At 71.5% G+C, this 18894-nt stretch carries 21 protein-coding genes; 17 read left to right on the top strand and 4 right to left on the bottom strand.

The features are described 5' to 3' along the window. Nucleotides 1–222 precede the first annotated feature (222 nt). The 12 genes from ftsZ to CCO04_RS16040 all read left to right on the top strand — a co-directional run bounded on the left by ftsZ (nt 223) and on the right by CCO04_RS16040 (nt 12006). A complete protein-coding gene (gene ftsZ / locus CCO04_RS16095) occupies nt 223–1422 on the top strand; it encodes a cell division protein FtsZ (protein WP_215815152.1) in 1200 nt (399 codons plus the stop codon). Between the two features lie 3 nt (nt 1423–1425). Next, a complete protein-coding gene (pgeF, locus tag CCO04_RS16090; protein WP_215815151.1) occupies nt 1426–2115 on the top strand; it encodes a peptidoglycan editing factor PgeF in 690 nt (229 codons plus the stop codon). Next, nucleotides 2112–2810: a YggS family pyridoxal phosphate-dependent enzyme gene (locus tag CCO04_RS16085; protein WP_215815150.1), complete on the top strand. Its 699-nt coding sequence runs from the start codon at nt 2112–2114 to the stop codon at nt 2808–2810. Before pgeF ends, CCO04_RS16085 begins: the two co-directional genes overlap by 4 nt. Nucleotides 2811–2871: 61 nt before the next feature. Further along, the gene (locus CCO04_RS16080) at nt 2872–3393 is read left to right on the top strand and encodes a cell division protein SepF (RefSeq protein ID WP_215815149.1); all 522 of its coding nucleotides are present in this window, start codon (nt 2872–2874) and stop codon (nt 3391–3393) included. Nucleotides 3394–3467: 74 nt separating this feature from the next. Then, a complete protein-coding gene (locus CCO04_RS16075; protein WP_215815148.1) occupies nt 3468–3761 on the top strand; it encodes a YggT family protein in 294 nt (97 codons plus the stop codon). 128 nt (nt 3762–3889) lie between these two features. Further along, nucleotides 3890–4696: a DivIVA domain-containing protein gene (locus CCO04_RS16070; RefSeq protein WP_215815147.1), complete on the top strand. Its 807-nt coding sequence runs from the start codon at nt 3890–3892 to the stop codon at nt 4694–4696. A gap of 178 nt (nt 4697–4874) precedes the next feature. Continuing rightward, nucleotides 4875–5846, top strand: a complete 972-nt coding sequence (locus tag CCO04_RS16065; protein WP_215815146.1) for a TraR/DksA C4-type zinc finger protein — start codon at nt 4875–4877, stop codon at nt 5844–5846. Beyond that, on the top strand, nt 5819–6412 hold the full coding sequence (gene lspA, locus CCO04_RS16060; protein WP_215815145.1) for a signal peptidase II: 594 nt from the start codon (nt 5819–5821) through the stop codon (nt 6410–6412). The genes CCO04_RS16065 and lspA overlap by 28 nt, the downstream gene beginning before the upstream one ends. Beyond that, entirely contained in the window at nt 6409–7347 is a 939-nt protein-coding gene (locus CCO04_RS16055) for an RluA family pseudouridine synthase (protein ID WP_215815144.1), read from the top strand. Before lspA ends, CCO04_RS16055 begins: the two co-directional genes overlap by 4 nt. Continuing rightward, a complete protein-coding gene (locus CCO04_RS16050) occupies nt 7334–7810 on the top strand; it encodes a GNAT family N-acetyltransferase (protein ID WP_215815143.1) in 477 nt (158 codons plus the stop codon). The genes CCO04_RS16055 and CCO04_RS16050 overlap by 14 nt, the downstream gene beginning before the upstream one ends. A gap of 78 nt (nt 7811–7888) precedes the next feature. Further along, nucleotides 7889–11461 (top strand): DNA polymerase III subunit alpha, encoded by a 3573-nt coding sequence (gene dnaE, locus CCO04_RS16045; RefSeq protein WP_215815142.1) that lies wholly within the window; start codon nt 7889–7891, stop codon nt 11459–11461. Further along, nucleotides 11458–12006, top strand: coding sequence for a hypothetical protein (locus CCO04_RS16040; RefSeq protein ID WP_215815141.1), 549 nt, complete (start codon nt 11458–11460; stop codon nt 12004–12006). The genes dnaE and CCO04_RS16040 overlap by 4 nt, the downstream gene beginning before the upstream one ends. On the opposite strand, the gene ybaK is transcribed toward CCO04_RS16040, so the two are convergent. Genes ybaK through CCO04_RS16025 form a run of 3 tightly spaced genes read right to left on the bottom strand, consistent with a single transcriptional unit; the run spans nt 11948 to nt 13604 of the window. Further along, nucleotides 11948–12439: a Cys-tRNA(Pro) deacylase gene (gene ybaK, locus CCO04_RS16035; protein WP_215815140.1), complete on the bottom strand. Its 492-nt coding sequence runs from the start codon at nt 12437–12439 to the stop codon at nt 11948–11950. The genes CCO04_RS16040 and ybaK overlap by 59 nt on opposite strands. Continuing rightward, nucleotides 12439–13104: an LON peptidase substrate-binding domain-containing protein gene (locus tag CCO04_RS16030; RefSeq protein WP_215815139.1), complete on the bottom strand. Its 666-nt coding sequence runs from the start codon at nt 13102–13104 to the stop codon at nt 12439–12441. The genes ybaK and CCO04_RS16030 overlap by 1 nt, the downstream gene beginning before the upstream one ends. Before the next feature lie 23 nt (nt 13105–13127). Continuing rightward, nucleotides 13128–13604, bottom strand: a complete 477-nt coding sequence (locus CCO04_RS16025; protein ID WP_215815138.1) for an SRPBCC family protein — start codon at nt 13602–13604, stop codon at nt 13128–13130. 41 nt (nt 13605–13645) lie between these two features. On the opposite strand from CCO04_RS16025, the gene CCO04_RS16020 reads away from it, so the two are divergent. The 5 genes from CCO04_RS16020 to hisH are packed head-to-tail and all read left to right on the top strand — an operon-like array spanning nt 13646 to nt 17950. After that, entirely contained in the window at nt 13646–14251 is a 606-nt protein-coding gene (locus CCO04_RS16020) for a TetR/AcrR family transcriptional regulator (protein WP_215815137.1), read from the top strand. A 48-nt stretch (nt 14252–14299) separates the two neighbouring features. Further along, nucleotides 14300–15604, top strand: coding sequence for a histidinol dehydrogenase (gene hisD, locus CCO04_RS16015; RefSeq protein ID WP_215815136.1), 1305 nt, complete (start codon nt 14300–14302; stop codon nt 15602–15604). Further along, the gene (locus CCO04_RS16010) at nt 15601–16698 is read left to right on the top strand and encodes a histidinol-phosphate transaminase (RefSeq protein ID WP_215815135.1); all 1098 of its coding nucleotides are present in this window, start codon (nt 15601–15603) and stop codon (nt 16696–16698) included. The genes hisD and CCO04_RS16010 overlap by 4 nt, the downstream gene beginning before the upstream one ends. Next, a complete protein-coding gene (hisB, locus tag CCO04_RS16005; RefSeq protein ID WP_215815134.1) occupies nt 16695–17306 on the top strand; it encodes an imidazoleglycerol-phosphate dehydratase HisB in 612 nt (203 codons plus the stop codon). The genes CCO04_RS16010 and hisB overlap by 4 nt, the downstream gene beginning before the upstream one ends. Continuing rightward, the gene (gene hisH, locus CCO04_RS16000; protein WP_215815133.1) at nt 17303–17950 is read left to right on the top strand and encodes an imidazole glycerol phosphate synthase subunit HisH; all 648 of its coding nucleotides are present in this window, start codon (nt 17303–17305) and stop codon (nt 17948–17950) included. Before hisB ends, hisH begins: the two co-directional genes overlap by 4 nt. A gap of 26 nt (nt 17951–17976) precedes the next feature. Here hisH and CCO04_RS15995 read toward each other — a convergent pair whose 3' ends face one another. Further along, a complete protein-coding gene (locus tag CCO04_RS15995; protein WP_215815132.1) occupies nt 17977–18840 on the bottom strand; it encodes an Ig-like domain-containing protein in 864 nt (287 codons plus the stop codon). Between the last annotated feature and the right edge of the window lie 54 nt (nt 18841–18894).

Genomic DNA, 18894 nt, shown 5'->3' with positions numbered 1-18894 from the left:
GCGGGGGTGCGGCGTGTCTGCGCCGGGGAGCGCCCCGGCGTACCTACTGTCATGGACACGACGAGGTTGACATAACTATAACCCTCAGGTTGAGGGTCAGGGTTGTGGCACCCGCGCCGGACGGCCATCGGGGAAGGGTGGCCGACCGCCTGGCTCGAGATCGAGCTCGACGACACAGACGACGACAACTGATCGAAACACCTCTGGAAAGGTGACGCCGCCGTGGCAGCTGCACAGAACTACCTGGCCATCATCAAGGTCGTCGGCATCGGTGGGGGCGGCGTCAACGCCGTCAACCGGATGATCGAGGTCGGCCTCAAGGGTGTCGAGTTCATCGCGATCAACACCGACGCGCAGGCGCTGCTCATGAGCGACGCCGACGTCAAGCTCGACATCGGGCGCGAGCTCACCCGCGGTCTGGGTGCCGGCGCCAACCCGGACGTGGGCGGCAAGGCCGCCGAGGACCACGCCGAGGAGATCGAGGAGGTGCTCAAGGGCGCCGACATGGTCTTCGTGACGGCCGGTGAGGGCGGCGGCACCGGTACGGGCGGCGCGCCCGTCGTGGCCCGGATCGCCCGCTCGCTCGGCGCGCTGACCATCGGCGTCGTCACGCGCCCGTTCACCTTCGAGGGTGCGCGCCGCAAGAAGTCGGCCGACGAGGGCATCGAGCGCCTCCGCGAGGAGGTCGACACCCTCATCGTCATCCCCAACGACCGGCTCCTGCAGATCTCCGACCGCAACGTGTCGATGCTCGACGCCTTCAAGCAGGCCGACCAGGTGCTGCTCCAGGGCGTCTCGGGCATCACCGACCTGATCACGACCCCGGGTCTGATCAACGTCGACTTCGCCGACGTCAAGGCGGTCATGAGCAACGCCGGCTCCGCGCTCATGGGCATCGGCTCGGCCCGCGGCGAGGACCGCGCGCTCGCCGCCGCCGAGATGGCGATCAGCAGCCCGCTGCTGGAGGCCTCGATCGACGGCGCCCACGGCGTCCTGCTCTCGATCGCCGGTGGCTCCGACCTCGGCATCTTCGAGATCAACGAGGCCGCGGCCATGGTCGCCGACGCCGTCCACGAGGACGCCAACATCATCTTCGGCACGATCATCGACGACGCCCTCGGCGACGAGGTCCGGGTCACCGTGATCGCGGCCGGGTTCGACGGCGGACTGCCCAAGCGCCGCGACGAGAGCGCCGCGCGCCGCGACGCCCGCGCCGCGGCCCAGCCGGCCGAGACCCGGGCCGCCGCCGGTGCGGTCGCCAGCCGTCGTCCGGAGCCCGCTGCCGCGGCCCCCGCGCCGGCGTCGACCGAGCAGGCCGCCCCGGCCGCCGAGCCGCAGCCGGTCGGTGCGCGCAGCACCACCCCGAAGCCGATGCAGTTCGACGACGGCGACGACCTCGACGTCCCCGACTTCCTCAAGTGAGTCGTGTTCGCCTTCCGTGACGACCTCGACCTCGGCCCGGCCCCCGCTGACGGGAGCCGGGTCGTGGTCGCGTTCACCGACGCCTCGCTCGACCTCCAGGAGGGCTCGGGCCTCGACACGATCCTGAGCGCGCTCGCCGCCGACCTCGACGTCGCGCTCGTCCGGCTGCGCCAGGTGCACGGCGCCGACGTCGCCGTGGTCGCCGACGGCTCCGGACCGGTCCCCGAGGCCGATGCGGCCGTCACCACGGCGCCCGGCGTGGCGCTGGTGGTCCGGGTCGCCGACTGCGTCCCCGTCGTCCTCGCCGACGCCGCCACGGGCGTCCTCGGGGTCGCCCACGCCGGGCGCCGCGGGGTCGAGCTCGACGTCGTCACCCGCACCGTCGAGCAGATGCGCGCCCTCGGCGCCACCGACGTCCGCGCCTGGGTCGGCCCGCACGTGTGCGGGCGCTGCTACGAGGTGCCGGCCGCGATGCGCGACGAGGTCGCCGCCGCGGTCCCCGCGACGTACGCCGAGACCCGGCAGGGCACGCCCGCGCTCGACCTCGGCGCAGGTGTCGCCGCCCAGCTCGCCGCGGCCGGCGTACCGGTCACGGTGGTGCCGGGCTGCACCCTCGAGGACGAGCGCTTCCACTCCTACCGCCGCGACGGCGAGCGCTCGGGCCGCTTCGCGGGGCTGGTGTGGCGCCGATGAGCCGCCTCGACGACCTGCGCGCCAACCTGGCCGCCGTCCACGACCGCATCGCGCGCGCCGCGACCGACGCCGGCCGCGCCCCCGACGAGGTCGCGCTCGTCGTGGTCACCAAGTACTTCCCGGCCACCGACGTACGCCTGCTCGCCGAGCTCGGCGTCGTCGACGTGGGGGAGAACCGGCACCAGGAGGCCGAGGCCAAGGCCGCCGAGTGCGCCGACCTGCCGCTGCGCTGGCACTTCATCGGCGGGCTGCAGTCCAACAAGGCCGCCGCCGTCGCCCGCTACGCCCAGGTCGTGGAGTCCGTCGACCGCACCGCCCTGGTCGGCCGGCTGGCCCGCGGCGCCGAGGACGCCGGGCGCGAGGTCGACGTCCTGCTCCAGGTCAGCCTCGACCCGCCCGGACGCGAGCACCGCTTCGGCGCGGACCCGGCCACGGTGCCCGCCCTGGCCGACGAGGTCGCCCGCGCGAACGGGCTCCACCTGCGCGGCCTGATGGCCGTCGCGCCCCTCGACGAGGACCCCGCGCTGGCCTTCTCCCGGCTCGCCGGGATCCGCGCCGACTTCCTCGCCCGGCACCCCGACGCGACCCTCCTCTCCGCCGGCATGAGCGGCGACCTGGAGGCCGCGATCACCGTCGGCGCGACACACGTGCGCGTCGGCACCGCGGTCCTCGGTTCGAGGCCCACGGTCCAGTAATGTCCACAACACCACCAGAGGTCCCTGAGCCCCAGGGGCGGGAATCACGGAGGCAACAGTCATGAGCGGTGCGATGCGCAGGATCGGTGAGTACCTCGGCCTGCTGGAGGACACCGGCTATGACGAGTACGACGACGAGGTCAACGAGCCGGCCCGGGACCGCGACCGTGATCGCGACGCCCGGCCGACGCGGGCCGTGCGCGCCGTCCCGTCCGACCCCGAGCCCCGGCCCGCCTCGGTCGCCGACCTCGAGGAGCGCCGGCGTCCCGTCGCCGTCGCCTCGCAGCCGGTGATCGCCGACTTCTCCCGGATCGTCACGCTGCAGCCCACGACGTACAACGACGCGCGGGCGGTCGGCGAGGAGTACCGCGAGGGCATCCCGGTGATCATGAACCTCAGCGAGATGGACGACTCCGACGCCAAGCGCCTGGTCGACTTCGCGGCCGGTCTGATCTTCGCGACCCGCGGCAACATCGAGCGGGTCACCAACAAGGTCTTCCTGCTCTCGCCGCCCAACGTCACGGTCGCGGCCGAGGACAAGCAGCGGATCGCCGACACCGGCGGTTTCTTCAACCAGAGCTGAGCAAGCCCCCCGTCTCTCCTCGAACCCGCCCGGGTGCCCTCGGGCGGGTTCGGCGTACCCGATAGGTTTCAGGCGTGACGATCGTCGGCTGGATCATCGAGGGCGTGCTCTTCGCCTTCATCGGATTCTTGTGGGTCCGCCTCATCACCGACTGGGTGCAGGTGTTCGCCCGCGGCTGGGAGCCCCGGGGTCTGCTGCTGGTGTTCCTGGAGCTGTCCTACTCGGTGACCGATCCGCCGATCAAGGCACTGCGCAAGGTGATCAAGCCGATCCGGATCGGGAATTTCGCCCTCGACCTGAGCTTCTTCCTGGTGATGATCCTGGCGTACATCCTGTTGGCCGTGAACCGTTCCACGCTGCTTTACTGAACGCACCCGGGGCGGGGGTCGACAACCGGACCCCCTCCCGCCCGGACGGTGGATGACGGCTTCTACGAGGCAGGCGCTATCGTTCGGTGAGACAGACTGTCGATGAATCTTCGTAGATAGGTGAGGTCATGCCGCTGACGCCTGAGGACGTGAGCAACAAGCGCTTTACGCCGGTTCGGCTGCGCGAGGGCTACGACATGGGCGAGGTCGACCAGTTCCTGGATGAGGTCGAGGCTGAGCTTGCTCGGCTGACCCAGGAGAACGACGATCTCCGCGCGAAGCTCGCGGCTGCGCAGGCCGGATCCTCGGCCGCTTTCGACGCGCCGACCCAGCTCGCTCCCGTGCCCCAGCTCGCGCCCGAGCCGCCGGCTCCCGCGCCGGTCCCGGCTCCCGTGGCGGCTCCCGTCGAGGTGCCCGCCCCGGTCGAGCCCGTCGTCCCGGCTCCCGTCGCCGCGCCTGCCGCGACCGGTGGGATCGAGACGATCCGGGTCGAGACCGTGCCCGAGGCGTCCAACGCCGCGGCGCGTCTGCTCGAGATCGCCACGCGCAACGCCGACGAGCTCGTCGAGGACGCCAAGAACGAGGCCGACAAGATCGTCGGCGAGGCCCGGACCAAGTCCGAGCGCCTCGAGTCCGAGGCCAAGGTCAAGGCCGACCGCCTCGAGTCCGACGCCCGGACCCGCGCCGAGATGCTCGACAGCGAGACCGCCGAGCGTCGTACCCAGCTGTTCGGGGACCTGGAGAAGGAGCGCGACAAGCTCTCCGCCGAGGTCGAGACGCTGCGCTCCTTCGAGCGCGAGTACCGCTCGCGTCTCAAGAGCTACTTCACCCAGCAGCTCGAGTCGCTGCAGACCCCGGGTGACACCCTCGCTCCCGCGGAGGAGGCTCCCGCCCCCAAGCGGCTGCGCTCCATCCTGGGCGAGGAAGAGGCCTGAGTCCGAGCCTCACGCTCGGTCTGCTGACCACACCCGAACCGGCCGGTCCCGCCTCGCGCGGACCGGCCGGTTCGCGTCTTCGCGGTGAGCCTGCTTGGTGACCTGGGTTCCACCCGTTACCCTCCGCAGCACGCCCGCAGCCTGCCGGCCGCGGGATGATGCCTCTGAGGAGTCCGTCATGGCCCGCAGCACGAAGAAGTCGTTGGCCGGTCAGGCCGCGTCCGCCGCGCGGAAGATCATCCGCCCCCGGAAGGCTGCTGCGGCCCCCGCGGCTCCCGCCAAGAAGGCGGCTGCCAAGAAGGCGGCCCCGGCCAAGAAGGCGGCCCCGGCCAAGAAGGCAGCGTCGGCCAAGAAGTCCGCCCCGGCCAAGAAGGCAGCGGCCAAGAAGGCAGCGCCGGCCCCGGCCAAGAAGGCAGCGGCCAAGAAGGCTGCACCGGCCAAGAAGGCTGCACCGGCCCCCGCCAAGAAGGCAGCCGCCAAGAAGGCAGCGCCGGCCCCGGCCAAGAAGGCAGCGGCCAAGAAGGCTGCACCGGCCCCCGCCAAGAAGGCGGCGGCCAAGAAGTCCGCACCCGCTCCGGTCAAGAAGGCGCCGGCGCCCGCGAAGAAGACCACCAAGAAGGCCCCGGCCACCGTGACCAAGACCCCAGCGAAGACCCCAGCCAAGAAGGCGCCCGCACCGACCAAGAAGGCCCCGGCGGCGCCCGCCAAGAAGACCGCCGCGCCGGCCAAGAAGACCGCGGCCAAGAAGACCACCCCCGCCCGCCTGGTCGTCCTCGACCACGAGGAGGCCTGGTCCAAGGCCGAGCTGGCCGAGGTGCTCCGCGAGCTGCACGACCAGCGCGAGGAGAGTGCCCAGATCCTGGCCGAGCAGGCGGCGGACCTGTCCGGGCTGCTGCGTGACTCCGGGGACGGCGCCGGGCAGGACCAGGCGGACCTCGGTGCGACGAGCTTCGAGCGGGACCACGAGCTGACCGTGCTCAACCACGAGCGGGAGAAGCTGGCGCAGATCGATCGAGCGCTGGCGCGCATCGACGACGGCACGTACGGCGTGTGCGAGTCGTGCGGGAACCCGATCGGCAAGATGCGGCTGATGGCGTTCCCGCGTGCCACACTGTGCATGACATGCAAGCAGCGCGAGGAACGCCGGTAGACGACCGCGACGAGGGCCCCGACGGTCCCGGCACCGCAGGTTCCCGGCGCCTCCTGGCCGCTCCGCGGGCGTGGGCGCTGTTCCTGTCCGTCGCGGTCCTGGTGGTCGTCGTCGACCAGGTCGCCAAGGTTCTCGCGGTCCGTCACCTCACCGGTGAGCCGGACGTCGAGGTGGTCGGCGAGATCCTCCAGCTGCACCTGACCTACAACCCGGGGGCGGCGTTCAGCCTGGGGACCCGGTTCACCGTGGTCCTGTCCTGCCTGGCGATCACCGCGACGCTGGTCGTGCTGTGGATCAGCCGGCGGGTGGTGAGTCCGCTGTGGGCGGTCGCGCTGGGGCTGCTGCTGGCCGGGATCGACGGCAACCTGATCGACCGGCTGTTCCGGGCGCCGAGTCCCTTCCGCGGGCACGTGGTGGACTTCCTGATGCTGCCGAACTGGCCGATCTTCAACATCGCCGACATGTCCATCAACGTGGGCGTCGCGCTGATCCTGCTGCAGGTGTTCCGCGGCGTGGGTCTCGACGGCCGCCGGGTCGAGAAGACCGAGAAGGAGCAGCAGTCGTGAGCACGGCCGAGCACCGCACCCTGCCGGTCCCCGAGAGCCTGGACGGCGAGCGGGTCGACGTGGCGATGGCCCAGCTGTTCGGGGTCTCCCGGACGCGTGCGGCCGAGCTGATCGCCGACGACCGGGTGCGGGTCGACGGGGGCGAGGTCAGCGGCAAGAGCGAGCGGCTGCTGGCCGGCTCGGTGCTCGACGTGGCCATCCCGGCCGAGGTCGACCTGCTCGAGGTGGTCCCCGAGATCGTCGAGGGCATTAAGATCATCCACGACGACGACGCGATCGTCGTGATCGACAAGCCGGTGGGCGTCGCCGTGCACCCCTCGCCGGGCTGGCGCGGGCAGACCGTGGTCGGGCACCTGGCCGGTGCGGGCTTCCGGATCTCCACCTCGGGGGCCAAGGAGCGCGAGGGCATCGTCCAGCGCCTCGACGTCGGTACGTCGGGGGTCATGGTGATCGCCAAGTCCGAGCACGCCTACTCGGTGCTCAAGAACGCCTTCCGCAACCGCACGGTCGACAAGACCTACCACGCGCTCGTCCAGGGTCACCCGGACCCGCTGGAGGGCACGATCGACGCCCCCATCGGCCGGCACCCGCGCTACGACTACAAGTTCGCGGTCATGGACGACGGCCGGCACAGCGTCACCCACTACGAGACGCTCGAGGCGCACCGCTTCGCCAGCCTGCTCGAGGTGCACCTGGAGACCGGGCGCACCCACCAGATCCGGGTTCACATGAGCGCGCTCAAGCACCCCTGCGTCGGCGACATCACCTACGGCGCCGACCCCGTCCTGGCCCGCCGGGTGGGCCTGGAGCGCCAGTGGCTCCACGCGGTCAAGCTGGGCTTCGAGCACCCCGAGACGGGGGAGTACGTCGAGTACGAGTCGACCTACCCCGACGACCTCGCGCACGCGCTCGACGTCATCCGTGACGCCCACTGAGCCTGGGCTGATCCTGCGTCCGGCCCTCGCGGCGGACGTCGCGGCGATGGTCGCGGTCCAGCTCACGGCCCGCGCCGCGGCGCCGATGCCGCCGGGCATCCACGGCCCCGACGAGGTCCGTGCCTACCTGACCGCGCGCCTGGGTGACAGCGAGACCTGGGTGGCCGAGGACGGCGAGCGGGTGGTCGGCTACGCCCGGTTCACCCGCACCTGGCTCGACGACCTGTACGTCGACCCGGCCCACCAGGGGCAGGGCGTGGGCGCCGCGCTGCTCGACCTGGTCAAGGCCCGCCACCCGGACGGGTTCAGCCTCTGGGTCTTCGAGCAGAACCTCCCGGCACGCGCGTTCTACGCCGCGCGCGGGCTCCTCGAGCGCGAGCACACCGACGGTTCCGAGAACGAGGAACGGGCCCCGGACCTGCGGATGGAGTGGCCGGCCGGATCTGTCGGAGGGTCGACCTAGAGTCGACACCACTGTCACGTAGGCTGGTCCTCTTCCCCGAGCGACCACCCTTGACCTTTGAGGAGAGCCGAACCACACATGGCTGCTGACGCCGGGGACTTCGTCCACCTGCACGTCCACACCGAGTACTCCATGCTCGACGGGGCGTCGCTTCTCGACGGGCTGTTCACGCGCGTCAACGACCTCGGCATGTCGTCGATCGCGATGACCGACCACGGCAACCTGCACGGCGCCTACGACTTCTACTCCAAGGCCAACAAGTACGGCGTCAAGCCGATCATCGGCATCGAGGCCTACATCACCCCCGGTACGCCGCGCGGCGAGCGCCGCCGCGTCCGCTGGGGCAAGGCCAACGGCGCCGACGGTGCCGAGGAGGGCGGCAACGACGTCGCCGGCGGTGGCGCCTACACCCACATGACGATGTGGGCCGAGAACACCGAGGGCATGCACAACCTGTTCCGGCTCTCGTCGCGCTCGAGCCTGGAGGGCTACTTCTACAAGCCGCGGATGGACAAGGAGATCCTCGCCGAGCACAGCAAGGGCCTCATCGTCTCCACCGGCTGCCCCAGCGGCGCGATCCAGACCCGGCTCCGGCTGGGCCAGTACGACGAGGCGCTGCGCGAGGGCTCCGAGCTGCAGGACATCTTCGGCAAGGAGAACGTCTTCCTCGAGCTGATGGACCACGGCATCTCCATCGAGAAGCGGGTCCGCGACGACCTGATCCGGCTCGGCAAGGACCTCGGGATCCCGCCGATCGCCACCAACGACTCCCACTACAACAACCCCGACGACGCTGACGCCCACGACGCCCTGATCTGCGTCGCCTCCGGCAAGCGCCTCTCCGACCCCAACCGGCTCAAGTTCGACGGCGGCGGCTACTACATCAAGTCCGCGGCCGAGATGCGCGAGCTGTGGGCCGACCGGTTCGGCATGCCCGAGGCCTGCGACAACACCGTCGCCATCGCCGAGCGCTGCAACGTCGAGTTCACCGAGTCCACCGGCGGCTACATGGCCCGGGCCGAGGTGCCCGCGGGCGAGACCGAGGAGTCCTGGTTCCGCAAGGAGGTCTGGCGGGGCATCGAGGCGCGCTACCCCGGCGACCGGCTCGACCAGGAGGTCAAGGACCGGGTCGAGATGGAGCTCGCGATCATCTCGCAGAAGGGCTACTGCGGCTACTACCTCGTGGTCGCCGACTTCATCCAGTGGTCCAAGCGCAACGGCATCCGGGTGGGTCCGGGGCGTGGCTCCGGTGCGGGCTCGATCGCCGCCTACGCGCTCAGCATCACCGACCTGTGCCCGCTGGAGCACGGCCTGTTCTTCGAGCGCTTCCTCAACCCCGAGCGTCCCTCGATGCCCGACTTCGACATCGACTTCGACGACGCCCGCCGTGGCGAGGTCATCCAGTACGTCAGCGACAAGTACGGCGCCGAGCGCGTCGCCCAGATCGCCACCTTCGGCCGGCTCAAGTCCAAGGCCGCGATCAAGGACGCCGCGCGCGTGCTCGACCACGGCTTCGCGATCGGCGACAAGATCACCAAGGCGATGCCGCCCGACGTCATGGGCAAGGGCGTGCCGCTCAAGGAGATCTTCAACGCCGACCACAAGCGCTACAACGACGGCGGCGAGTTCCGCGCGCTCTACGAGTCCGACGGCGACGTCCGCACGATCTACCAGACGGCGCTGGGCCTCGAGGGCCAGATCCGCAACTGGGGCGTGCACGCGGCCGGCGTGATCATGTCCAGCGAGCCGCTCATCGACATCGTGCCGATCATGGCCCGTCCCCAGGACGGCGCGGTGATCACCCAGTTCGACTACCCGATGTGCGAGTCGCTGGGCCTGGTCAAGATGGACTTCCTGGGTCTGTCCAACCTGCGCATCCTCGAGGACGCCCTCGGCAACATCAAGGCCAACCGGGACGAGGACGTCGTCCTCGAGGAGCTGCCCTTCGACGACCTGGCCACCTACCAGCTGATGGGTCGCGGTGACACCCTCGGCGTCTTCCAGCTCGATGGTGGCGGCATGCGGGCCCTGCTGCGCTCGATGCAGCCCGACAAGTTCGCCGACATCACCGCCGTCTCCGCGCTCTACCGCCCGGGCCCGATGGGCGCCGACTCCCACAACAAGTACGCGCGCCGCAAGAACGGCCGCGAGGAGATCGAGCCGATCCACCCGGCGCTCGCCGAGGCGCTCGAGCCGGTGCTGGGTGAGACCTACGGCCTGATCGTCTACCAGGAGCAGGTGATGGCCATCGCCCAGGTGCTGGCCGGCTTCACCCTGGGTGCCGCCGACAACCTGCGCCGCGCGATGGGCAAGAAGAAGAAGGAGGAGCTCGACAAGCAGTACGCCGGGTTCCAGGCCGGCATGCTCGAGCGGGGCTACCCGCAGAAGGCGATCGACCAGCTCTGGGAGATCCTGCTCCCGTTCTCCGACTACGCCTTCAACAAGTCGCACTCGGCCGCCTACGGCGTCATCACCTACTGGACGGCGTACCTCAAGGCGAACTACCCGACCGAGTACATGGCCGCGCTCCTCACGTCCGTCAAGGACGACAAGGACAAGATGGCCATCTACCTCAACGAGTGCCGCCGGATGAAGATCCAGGTGCTGCCGCCCGACGTCAACGAGTCCGCGCACAACTTCACCGCCGTCGGCCAGGACATCCGCTTCGGCCTCACCGCCATCCGCAACGTCGGCTCCAACGTGGTCGACGGCGTGGTCGAGACCCGCAGCACCCAGGACCGGTTCACCGACTTCAACGACTTCCTGTCCAAGGTCCCCGCCTCGGTGTGCAACAAGCGGGTCATCGACTCGCTGATCAAGGCCGGCGCCTTCGACGACATGAAGCACAAGCGGCGCGCGCTGGTGGCGATCCACGAGACCGCCGTCGACCAGTACGTCGACATCAAGCGCAACGAGGCGATCGGCCAGGACTCGCTCTTCGCCGGTCTCGGTGACGACGACGACGGCAGCGGCGGATTCGGCGTGAGCGTGGCCATCCCCGACCTCGACGAGTGGGACAAGATGACCCTGCTCGGCCACGAGCGGGAGATGCTCGGCCTCTACGTCTCCGACCACCCGCTGCTCGGCCTGGAGCACGTGCTGTCCAACGGCACCGACTGCACCATCGGCCAGCTGGTCACCGACGAGGACCGCCCGCACAACTCCACGGTCACCGTGGCCGGCCTGGTCACCGGCATCCAGCGCAAGATCACCAAGAACGGCGACCCGTGGGCCACGGTCACCCTCGAGGACCTCGAGGGTGGCATCGACGTGCTGCTGTTCCCCAGCAGCTATCGCCTCGCCGCGCCCTACCTGACCGAGGATGCGATCATCCGGGTCCGCGGCCAGCTCGACACCGAGCGCGACACCGCCCAGCTGCGCGGCCAGGAGGTCACCGTCCCGGACCTGGAGCGCAGCAGCGACGGTCCGGTCGTGATCAGCCTGCCCTCCACGCGCTGCACCGGTCCGGTGGTCGCCCAGCTGCGCGAGGTGCTCAGCACCCACGCCGGGCTGACCGAGGTGCGCCTGCAGCTGTTGAGCCGGGACTCCACCAAGCTCATGCGCCTGGGGGACAATCTCCGGGTGACTCCCTCCTCGGCGCTGTTCGCCGATCTCAAGCAGCTCCTCGGCCCCGGGTGCCTGGCCGGATGAACCGCCGCGACCTGACCGGTGCGCTCGCCGTACCGCCGGTGCTGGGGGCGCTCCTGGGCGCGGCCGGCGGCTGGCTGTGGTGGACCTGGTGGGGCCCGGCGCCCCAGGGCAAGATCTACGACACCACGGCGGGCCCGCACTGGTACCCCAACCCGTTCGACCCCGGCATCACCAGCGACTTCAACGGTACGGCGACGTTCGTGGCGGTCGGCTTCGGCCTCGCGCTCGTCCTCGGCCTGGTCGCCGGGTGGGTGGCCCGCAAGGTGGCGGTGCCCGGCCTGGTCGCGCTCGCGGTCGGGGCCGGCCTGGGCACGCTGGTCATGTACCTGCTGGGGGAGTCCTTCAGCGCGCCCGACCCGGCCTCGCTCATCGCCTCGCACAAGATCGGCGACGTGCTGCCCGGGCACCTGCACGTGAGCGGCTGGACGCCCTACCTGGCCTGGCCGGTGGGCGCGCTGCTCGGCTACCTGGTCGTGCTGCTCTCGCTCAGCGCCGAATCGGCGCCACCCGCGCAGCCGTCATCCGTACCAGCTCAGCAGGGCTGAGCTCGACCTCCATCCCGCGCTTGCCGGCCGAGACGTAGACGGTCGGGTGGTCGAGCGCGGAGGCGTCGACGACGGTCGGGTGCGCCTTGCGCTGACCCAGCGGCGAGATGCCGCCGACGACATAGCCGGTGGCCCGCTCGGCGGCCTTGGGGTCGGCCATGACGGCCTTGCGGCCCTCGACCGCCCGGGCCAGGGCCTTGAGGTCGAGCTGGCCCGAGACCGGTACGACGCCGACCACGAGCGCGCCGTCGACGTCGGCGAAGAGGGTCTTGAGCACGCGCGCGGGGTCGATGCCCATCGCCTCGGCCGCCTCCTCGCCGTAGGACGCGGCGCGGGCGTCGTGGGCGTACTCGTGCACGGTGAAGGCCACCCCGGCCTCGGTGAGCGCGGTGGTCGCCGGCGTGCCGCCGGTGGCCTGCTTCTTCTTCGCCATCAGTTGGGCGACCACTTCGTGCGGGCGACCTCGGTCGCCGGCAGCGAGGTGATCACGTTCATGGCGCGCAGCTCGGAGCGCAGCAGGTCGGTGACCAGGATCAGCCGCTCGGTCGGGTCGGCGGCCTCGAGCAGCTGCTGGTGCTCGGCCATCGGCAGCGGCGTGCAGGCCGCGAGCGTCCAGGCCAGGTACGCCGGGTCGCGCGGCAGCTCGCCCTCCAGCGGGTCGCCGGCGATCTCGCCGAGGACGTGGCGGTAGGCGGTGAAGGTCGCCCGCGCCCGCTCCACGACGTCCTGGGGGACGGCGGCCGAGGGCTCGTCGAGCAGGGTGATCTCGCCGACGGGGAAGTCGCCGCTGCCGCGGAGCCGGTCGAGCTGGATCCGGTCGCGGCCCACCGCGACGATGTCGAAGGTGCCGTCGCTGTGCGACTCGACCTCGGTCAGCTGGAGCCGGACCCCGACCCGGAAGAGCGACTGGTTGCCGTGGTCGCCGACCTCGTAGCCCTCGCGGATCGCCACCGACCCGAAGAGCCGCTCGGCCGGGTCCTCCACGCGCAGCAGGTGGTGGACCAGGGCCCGGTAGCGGTCCTCGAAGACGTGCAACGGCACGCTGATCCCCGGGTAGAGCACCGCGTTGAGAGGGAACATCGGCAGGTGGTCGGGCACGTTCTCGACCCTAGGGCATGGGTCTAGCGCGTTTCCGCCTCCCCGCGGATGCCCTCGAGGGTGGTGCGCATCCCGGCGCGCTGGGAGACGGTGAACGCCTCCTGCCCGCCCATGAACGCCTCGGTCAGCTCGCGGGAGAGCTCGGAGATGCCCTCGGGCGCGTCGCGGCGCTGGTGCAGGCGGGTGCCGCCGTCGGTGGTCGGCTCGAGCTCGAAGGACCAGGTCACGTAGTTCTCGTCGATGCGGAAGGCGAGGGAGCGCCCGGCGTCGTACCGGGTGATCTCGGCGTGGGTGGTCCAGGTGAGCTCGCCGTGGGCGTTGCGGTTGGTGAACCGGGTGCCGACGCCGGCGGGGGCGTCGGGGTCGGCGAGCCGGGTCGAGGTGACCTGGGGGCTCCACTCGGCCATCCGGGTGACGTCGGCGACGAGGCTCCAGACGTCGGCGGGGGCGGCGGCGATCTCGATCTGCTCGTGGAGGGCGGGGGCGTCGGTGGTGGTCATGGGAGGTACTTTACGTCCGACCGGTCGGGTAGTTTGTCCGCATGACCGAAACCGCCGACGGACGCCGTCGCCGCGGCGACCGGACCCGGCAGCGCGCGGCCCGGGCCGCGGCGCTGCTCGCGACCACCCAGGGCCTCGACGGGCTCAGCGTCGGCACGCTCGCCGAGGCGAGCGGGGCGAGCAAGAGCGGGCTGCTCACGGTGTTCGGCAACCGCGAGGAGATCCTGCTGGCGGCTGTCGCCGAGGCCCGGCTCCTGTACGTCGAGCACGTCATCGCTCCCGCCTGGGGGTCCGCGCCCGGAGCGGACCGGCTGCGGGCCCTGCTCGACCACTGGGTGGGCTACCTGCGGGCCGAGGTGTTCCCCGGCGGCTGCTTCGTCGCGGCGACCTCGGCCGAGTACGGCCACCGCACCGGCCGGGTCGCCGACGCCGTCCGGGCGCTCAAGCAGGAGTGGCTCGACCTGCTCGTGCGCGAGCTCACCGCGGCCGGGGTGGCCGACCCCGGCGAGGCCGCGTTCCGGGTCGACGCCTACCTGGTCGCGGCCAACACCCGCCGCGAGCTCTTCGGGGACGACGACGCGCTCGCCACCGCGCACCGGCTGGCGCTCGCGGTGCTCGAGGGCCGTGACGAGGCCGCGTCCCGCTAGGCGTCACCGGGCGCGGGGGAGCGGCGGCCCGACCGTAGAATCGGGGACATGTCCCTCATCCGCCGCATCGACCTGCGCGACGCCGACGAGTCCGTCGACTACCGCGCAGCAGTGCCCCGTGCCGACTTCGACATCGAGGCTGCGGTGCCGGCGGTGCATGCGATCTGCGAGGAGGTCCGCACCCGCGGGCTCGACGCCATCGTGGAGTTCGGTGAGAAGTTCGACGGCGTGCGGGTCGACGACATCCGGGTCGCCCCGGCGACGATGCAGGCCGCGCTCGACGACCTCGACCCCGGCATCCGCGCGGGTCTGGAGGAGTCGATCCGGCGCCTGCGCGCGACGTGCGCCAACGAGCTCGAGCAGGACGCCGTGACCGACCTCGGCCCCGGCGCCCGGGTGACCCACCGCAAGGTGCCGGTCGGCCGGGTCGGCCTCTACGTCCCCGGCGGCCTCGCGCCGCTGGTCTCGTCGGTGCTCATGAATGTCGTCCCGGCCCAGACCGCGGGCGTCGCGTCGATCGCGCTCGCGAGCCCGCCGCAGAAGGAGTTCGGCGGCTCGGTGCACCCGACGATCCTGGCCGCGTGCGCGCTGCTCGGCGTCGACGAGGTCTACGCCGTCGGCGGCGCCCAGGCGATCGCGATGTTCGCCTACGGCGTCGGTCCGTGCCGGCGCGTCGACCTGGTGACCGGCCCCGGCAACATCTGGGTGGTCACCGCCAAGCGGATCCTCAAGGGCCAGATCGGCATCGACTCCGAGGCCGGCCCGACCGAGATCGCGATCCTGGCCGACGACACCGGCGACGCGTCGTACGTGGCGGCGGACCTGATCAGCCAGGCCGAGCACGACCCGCTGGCCGCCTCGGTCCTCGTCACCACCTCCGAGCGGCTCGCCGCCGAGGTCGAGGTCGAGCTCGACCGGCAGGTCGCCGCGACGAAGCACGTCGAGCGGATCACCACCTCGCTCGGCGGGCGCCAGTCCGGCATCGTCCTGGTCCGCGACCTGGAACAGGGCCTCGACGTCGTCAACGCCTATGCCGCCGAGCACCTCGAGATCCACACCGAGGACGCCGCCGGCTGGGCCGCCCGGGTCCGCAACGCCGGGGCGATCTTCGTCGGCCCGCACGCGCCGGTGAGCCTCGGCGACTACTGCGCCGGCTCCAACCACGTGCTGCCGACCGCGGGCTGCGCATGCCACTCCTCGGGTCTGTCGGTGCGCGCGTTCACCAAGTCGGTGCACGTCATCGACTACTCCGCCGCGGCGCTCGCCGAGGTGGCCGGTCACGTCGTGACGCTCGCCGAGGCCGAGGACCTGCCCGGCCACGGTGCCGCCATCACCGCGCGGGTCGGCCGATGACCTGGCCGCCGCTGCGCGAGGAGCTGCGCGGCATCGAGCCCTACGGCGCGCCCCAGCTCGACGTCCCCGTCCAGCTCAACGTCAACGAGAACCCCTACGGCCCGTCGCCGGCGTGCATCGCCGACATCGCGGCGGCCGCGGGGGAGGCGGCGGCGACCCTGCACCGCTATCCCGACCGGGAGTTCGTCGCGCTGCGCACCGCGCTCGCCGGCTATCTCTCCCGTGACGCGGGGGAGCGCGGGATCGCGCCCGAGCAGGTGTGGGCGGCCAACGGCTCCAACGAGGTCATGCTCCAGCTGCTCCAGGCCTTCGGCGGCCCGGGGCGCACGGCGGTGAGCTTCGCGCCGACCTACTCGATGTACCCGGAGTACGCGCGCGACACCAACACCCGCTGGGTCGCCGGGCGCCGGGCCGAGGACTTCGCGCTCGACCTCGACGCCGCGCGCGACCTGGTCAAGACCGAGCAGCCGAGCGTGATCCTGCTGCCGAGCCCCAACAACCCCACCGGTACGGCGCTCCCGCCCGAGGCCGTCGGGGTGCTCTGCGAGGCGGCGGGCGATGACGGCATCGTCGTGGTCGACGAGGCCTACGGCGAGTTCCGCCGGGCGGGCGTCCCGAGCGCGCTCGAGCTGCTGGCGTCGTACCGCAACCTGGTGGTGACGCGCACGATGAGCAAGGCCTTCGCGGGCGCGGGCCTGCGGCTGGGCTACCTCGCCGCGGCCCCCGAGATCTGCGACGCGATCCGGGTCGTCCGGCTGCCCTACCACCTCTCCGCGGTCACCCAGGCGGTCGCGCTGGCCGCGCTGCGCCACGCCCCCGAGCTGCTCGGCAAGGTCGACGACCTGCGCCGCGAGCGCGACGCGCTGGTCGCCTGGCTGCGCGCCGAGGGCTACGACGTCGCCGACTCCGACGCCAATTTCGTGTTGTTCGGACGATTCGCCGACCGTCATGCTGTCTGGCAGGGTCTCCTCGACCGGGGAGTCCTGATCCGGGAGACCGGGCCCGAGGGCTGGCTGCGGGTCTCGGTCGGCACCCCCGACGAGATGGCGGCCTTCCGGGCCGCCCTCACCGACGTAGATGGAGAGCGCGCATGACTGCCAGGACCGCCCGCATCGAGCGGCAGACGAGCGAGTCCAAGGTCCTCGTCGAGGTGAACATCGACGGCACCGGCCGGCACGACATCTCCACCGGCGTCGGGTTCTACGACCACATGCTCACCGCGTTCGCGCGCCACGCGCTGGTCGACCTCACGGTCCAGACCGAGGGCGACGTCCACATCGACGCCCACCACACGACCGAGGACACCGCGATCGCGCTCGGCCAGGCGCTGCGCCAGGCGCTGGGGGACAAGAAGGGCATCCGCCGCTTCGGCGACGCGACCGTCCCGCTCGACGAGGCGCTCGTGCACGCCGTCGTCGACGTCTCCGGTCGCCCCTACTGCGTCCACACCGGCGAGCCCGAGGGCCAGCAGTACGTCCAGCTCGGCGGCTCCGGGGTCTCCTACCTCGGCTCGCTGACCCAGCACGTCTTCGAGTCGATCGCCTTCCACGGCCACTTCGCGCTCCACGTGCGCGTGCTCGCGGGCCGCGAGCCGCACCACATCGTCGAGACGCAGTTCAAGGCGTTCGCCCGGGCCTTCCGCGACGCGGTCGCGCTCGACCCGCGCGAGACCGGCATCCCCTCGACGAAGGGCGCTCTGTGAGCGCTCCGTCCGTCGTCGTCCTCGACTACGGCTCGGGCAACCTGCGCTCCGCGGTCCGTGCCGTCGAGCGCGCCGGCGCGGAGGTCACCCTGACCGGTGACCTCGACCTCGCGATGGAGGCCGACGGGCTGCTGGTGCCGGGCGTCGGCGCGTACGAGGCGTGCATGCGCGGCCTGCGCGCGATCCGCGGCGAGCGGATCATCGCCCGCCGCCTCTCCGGCGGCCGTCCCGTGCTCGGGATCTGCGTGGGCATGCAGATCCTCTTCGAGCGGGGCATCGAGCACGGCGTCGAGACCGAGGGCTGCGGCGAGTGGCCCGGCGTGGTCGAGCGCCTGCAGGCGCCGATCGTCCCGCACATGGGCTGGAACACCGTGTCCGTCCCGGAGCAGACCCGGCTCTTCGCCGGCATCGAGGACGAGCGCTTCTACTTCGTGCACTCCTACGGCGTGCGCGACTGGACGCTGGTCACCAACGACCGCACGCCCGACAGCCACCAGCCGCTCGTCACGTGGGCCGAGCACGGGGGTGACCGGTTCGTCGCGGCCGTCGAGAACGGACCGCTCTGCGCCACCCAGTTCCACCCCGAGAAGTCGGGGGACGCCGGCGCCCAGCTGCTGCGGAACTGGGTCAGCTCGCTGAGCTGACCCAGTCCCGTCGGTCAGCGTGCTGCTCAGCGGACCTTGAGCTTGGCGGTGCCGGTGGACGGCAGGACCGCCGTGGACCCGCCGTACGTCGCGGTGACGGTGTGCTTGCCCTTCTTGAGCTTCTTGAAGGTCGCCACGGCCTTGCCGCCACGGACGGTCGCCTTGACGGTCTTGACCGTCTTGGTGCCGCGCTTGAGCTTGAAGGTCACGGTGCCGGTCGCCGCGGGGCTCGAGGCGACCGTCGCGGAGACCGTGGCCTTGCGCTTCTTGGCGTTGTAGCTCGCGGCGGCCTTGGTCGTGGACGTCGCCTTGACCGTGTAGGTGCTGACGGTCGCGTTCTGACCGGCGGCGGGCGCGCACGTGATCGGGAACGGTTGGCCCGGGTCGGTGCCCGGCTTGAAGAGCGTCATCGTGACGTTCTGTGCGCCGGCGGCGAGGGTGTGCCGCCCGCCTGCGGGCCCGGCGGGGATCGCCGGGAGCTGGCCGGTGCCGGTGAGCAGGACGGCGCCGCTGGCCGGGACGGCCGTGCGCGGGACCGTCACCGTGGTGACGACCGGAGCGCCGTCCACGAGGACGGTCGCCTGGATCTCGCCGGAGATGGCGTTGGCTCCGAGCAGGCCGCGCATGAGGTCGGCGAGGTCGGCGGGCACCGTCATCTTCGACGTGATCCGCGGCGCGAACGACGAGCCGGGGGCGGCGTTCGCCGGGGCGTTGGTGGTGATGTCGACGGCGAAGGCCTTGGCGCCGAGGACCGGCACCTCGCAGCTCATGCCGATCTTGGCGGCGCTCGCCGGGGCGGTGGCGCCGAGGACGGCAGCACTGCTCGCGGTGAGTCCGAGGATGCCGGCGATCGCGAACGAGCGCAGGCTGAAGCGATGACGCAAGGTCATGAAGATTCCCTCCCGAGGAATGTGAGTTGGTGCGGCCGTCACCCTCCCAGTGAC

This window comes from Pimelobacter sp. 30-1, from assembly GCF_018831735.1.
In the GTDB taxonomy this organism is placed as follows: Bacteria; Actinomycetota; Actinomycetes; order Propionibacteriales; family Nocardioidaceae; genus Nocardioides.
This window is presented reverse-complemented; position numbering and strand designations above follow the sequence as displayed.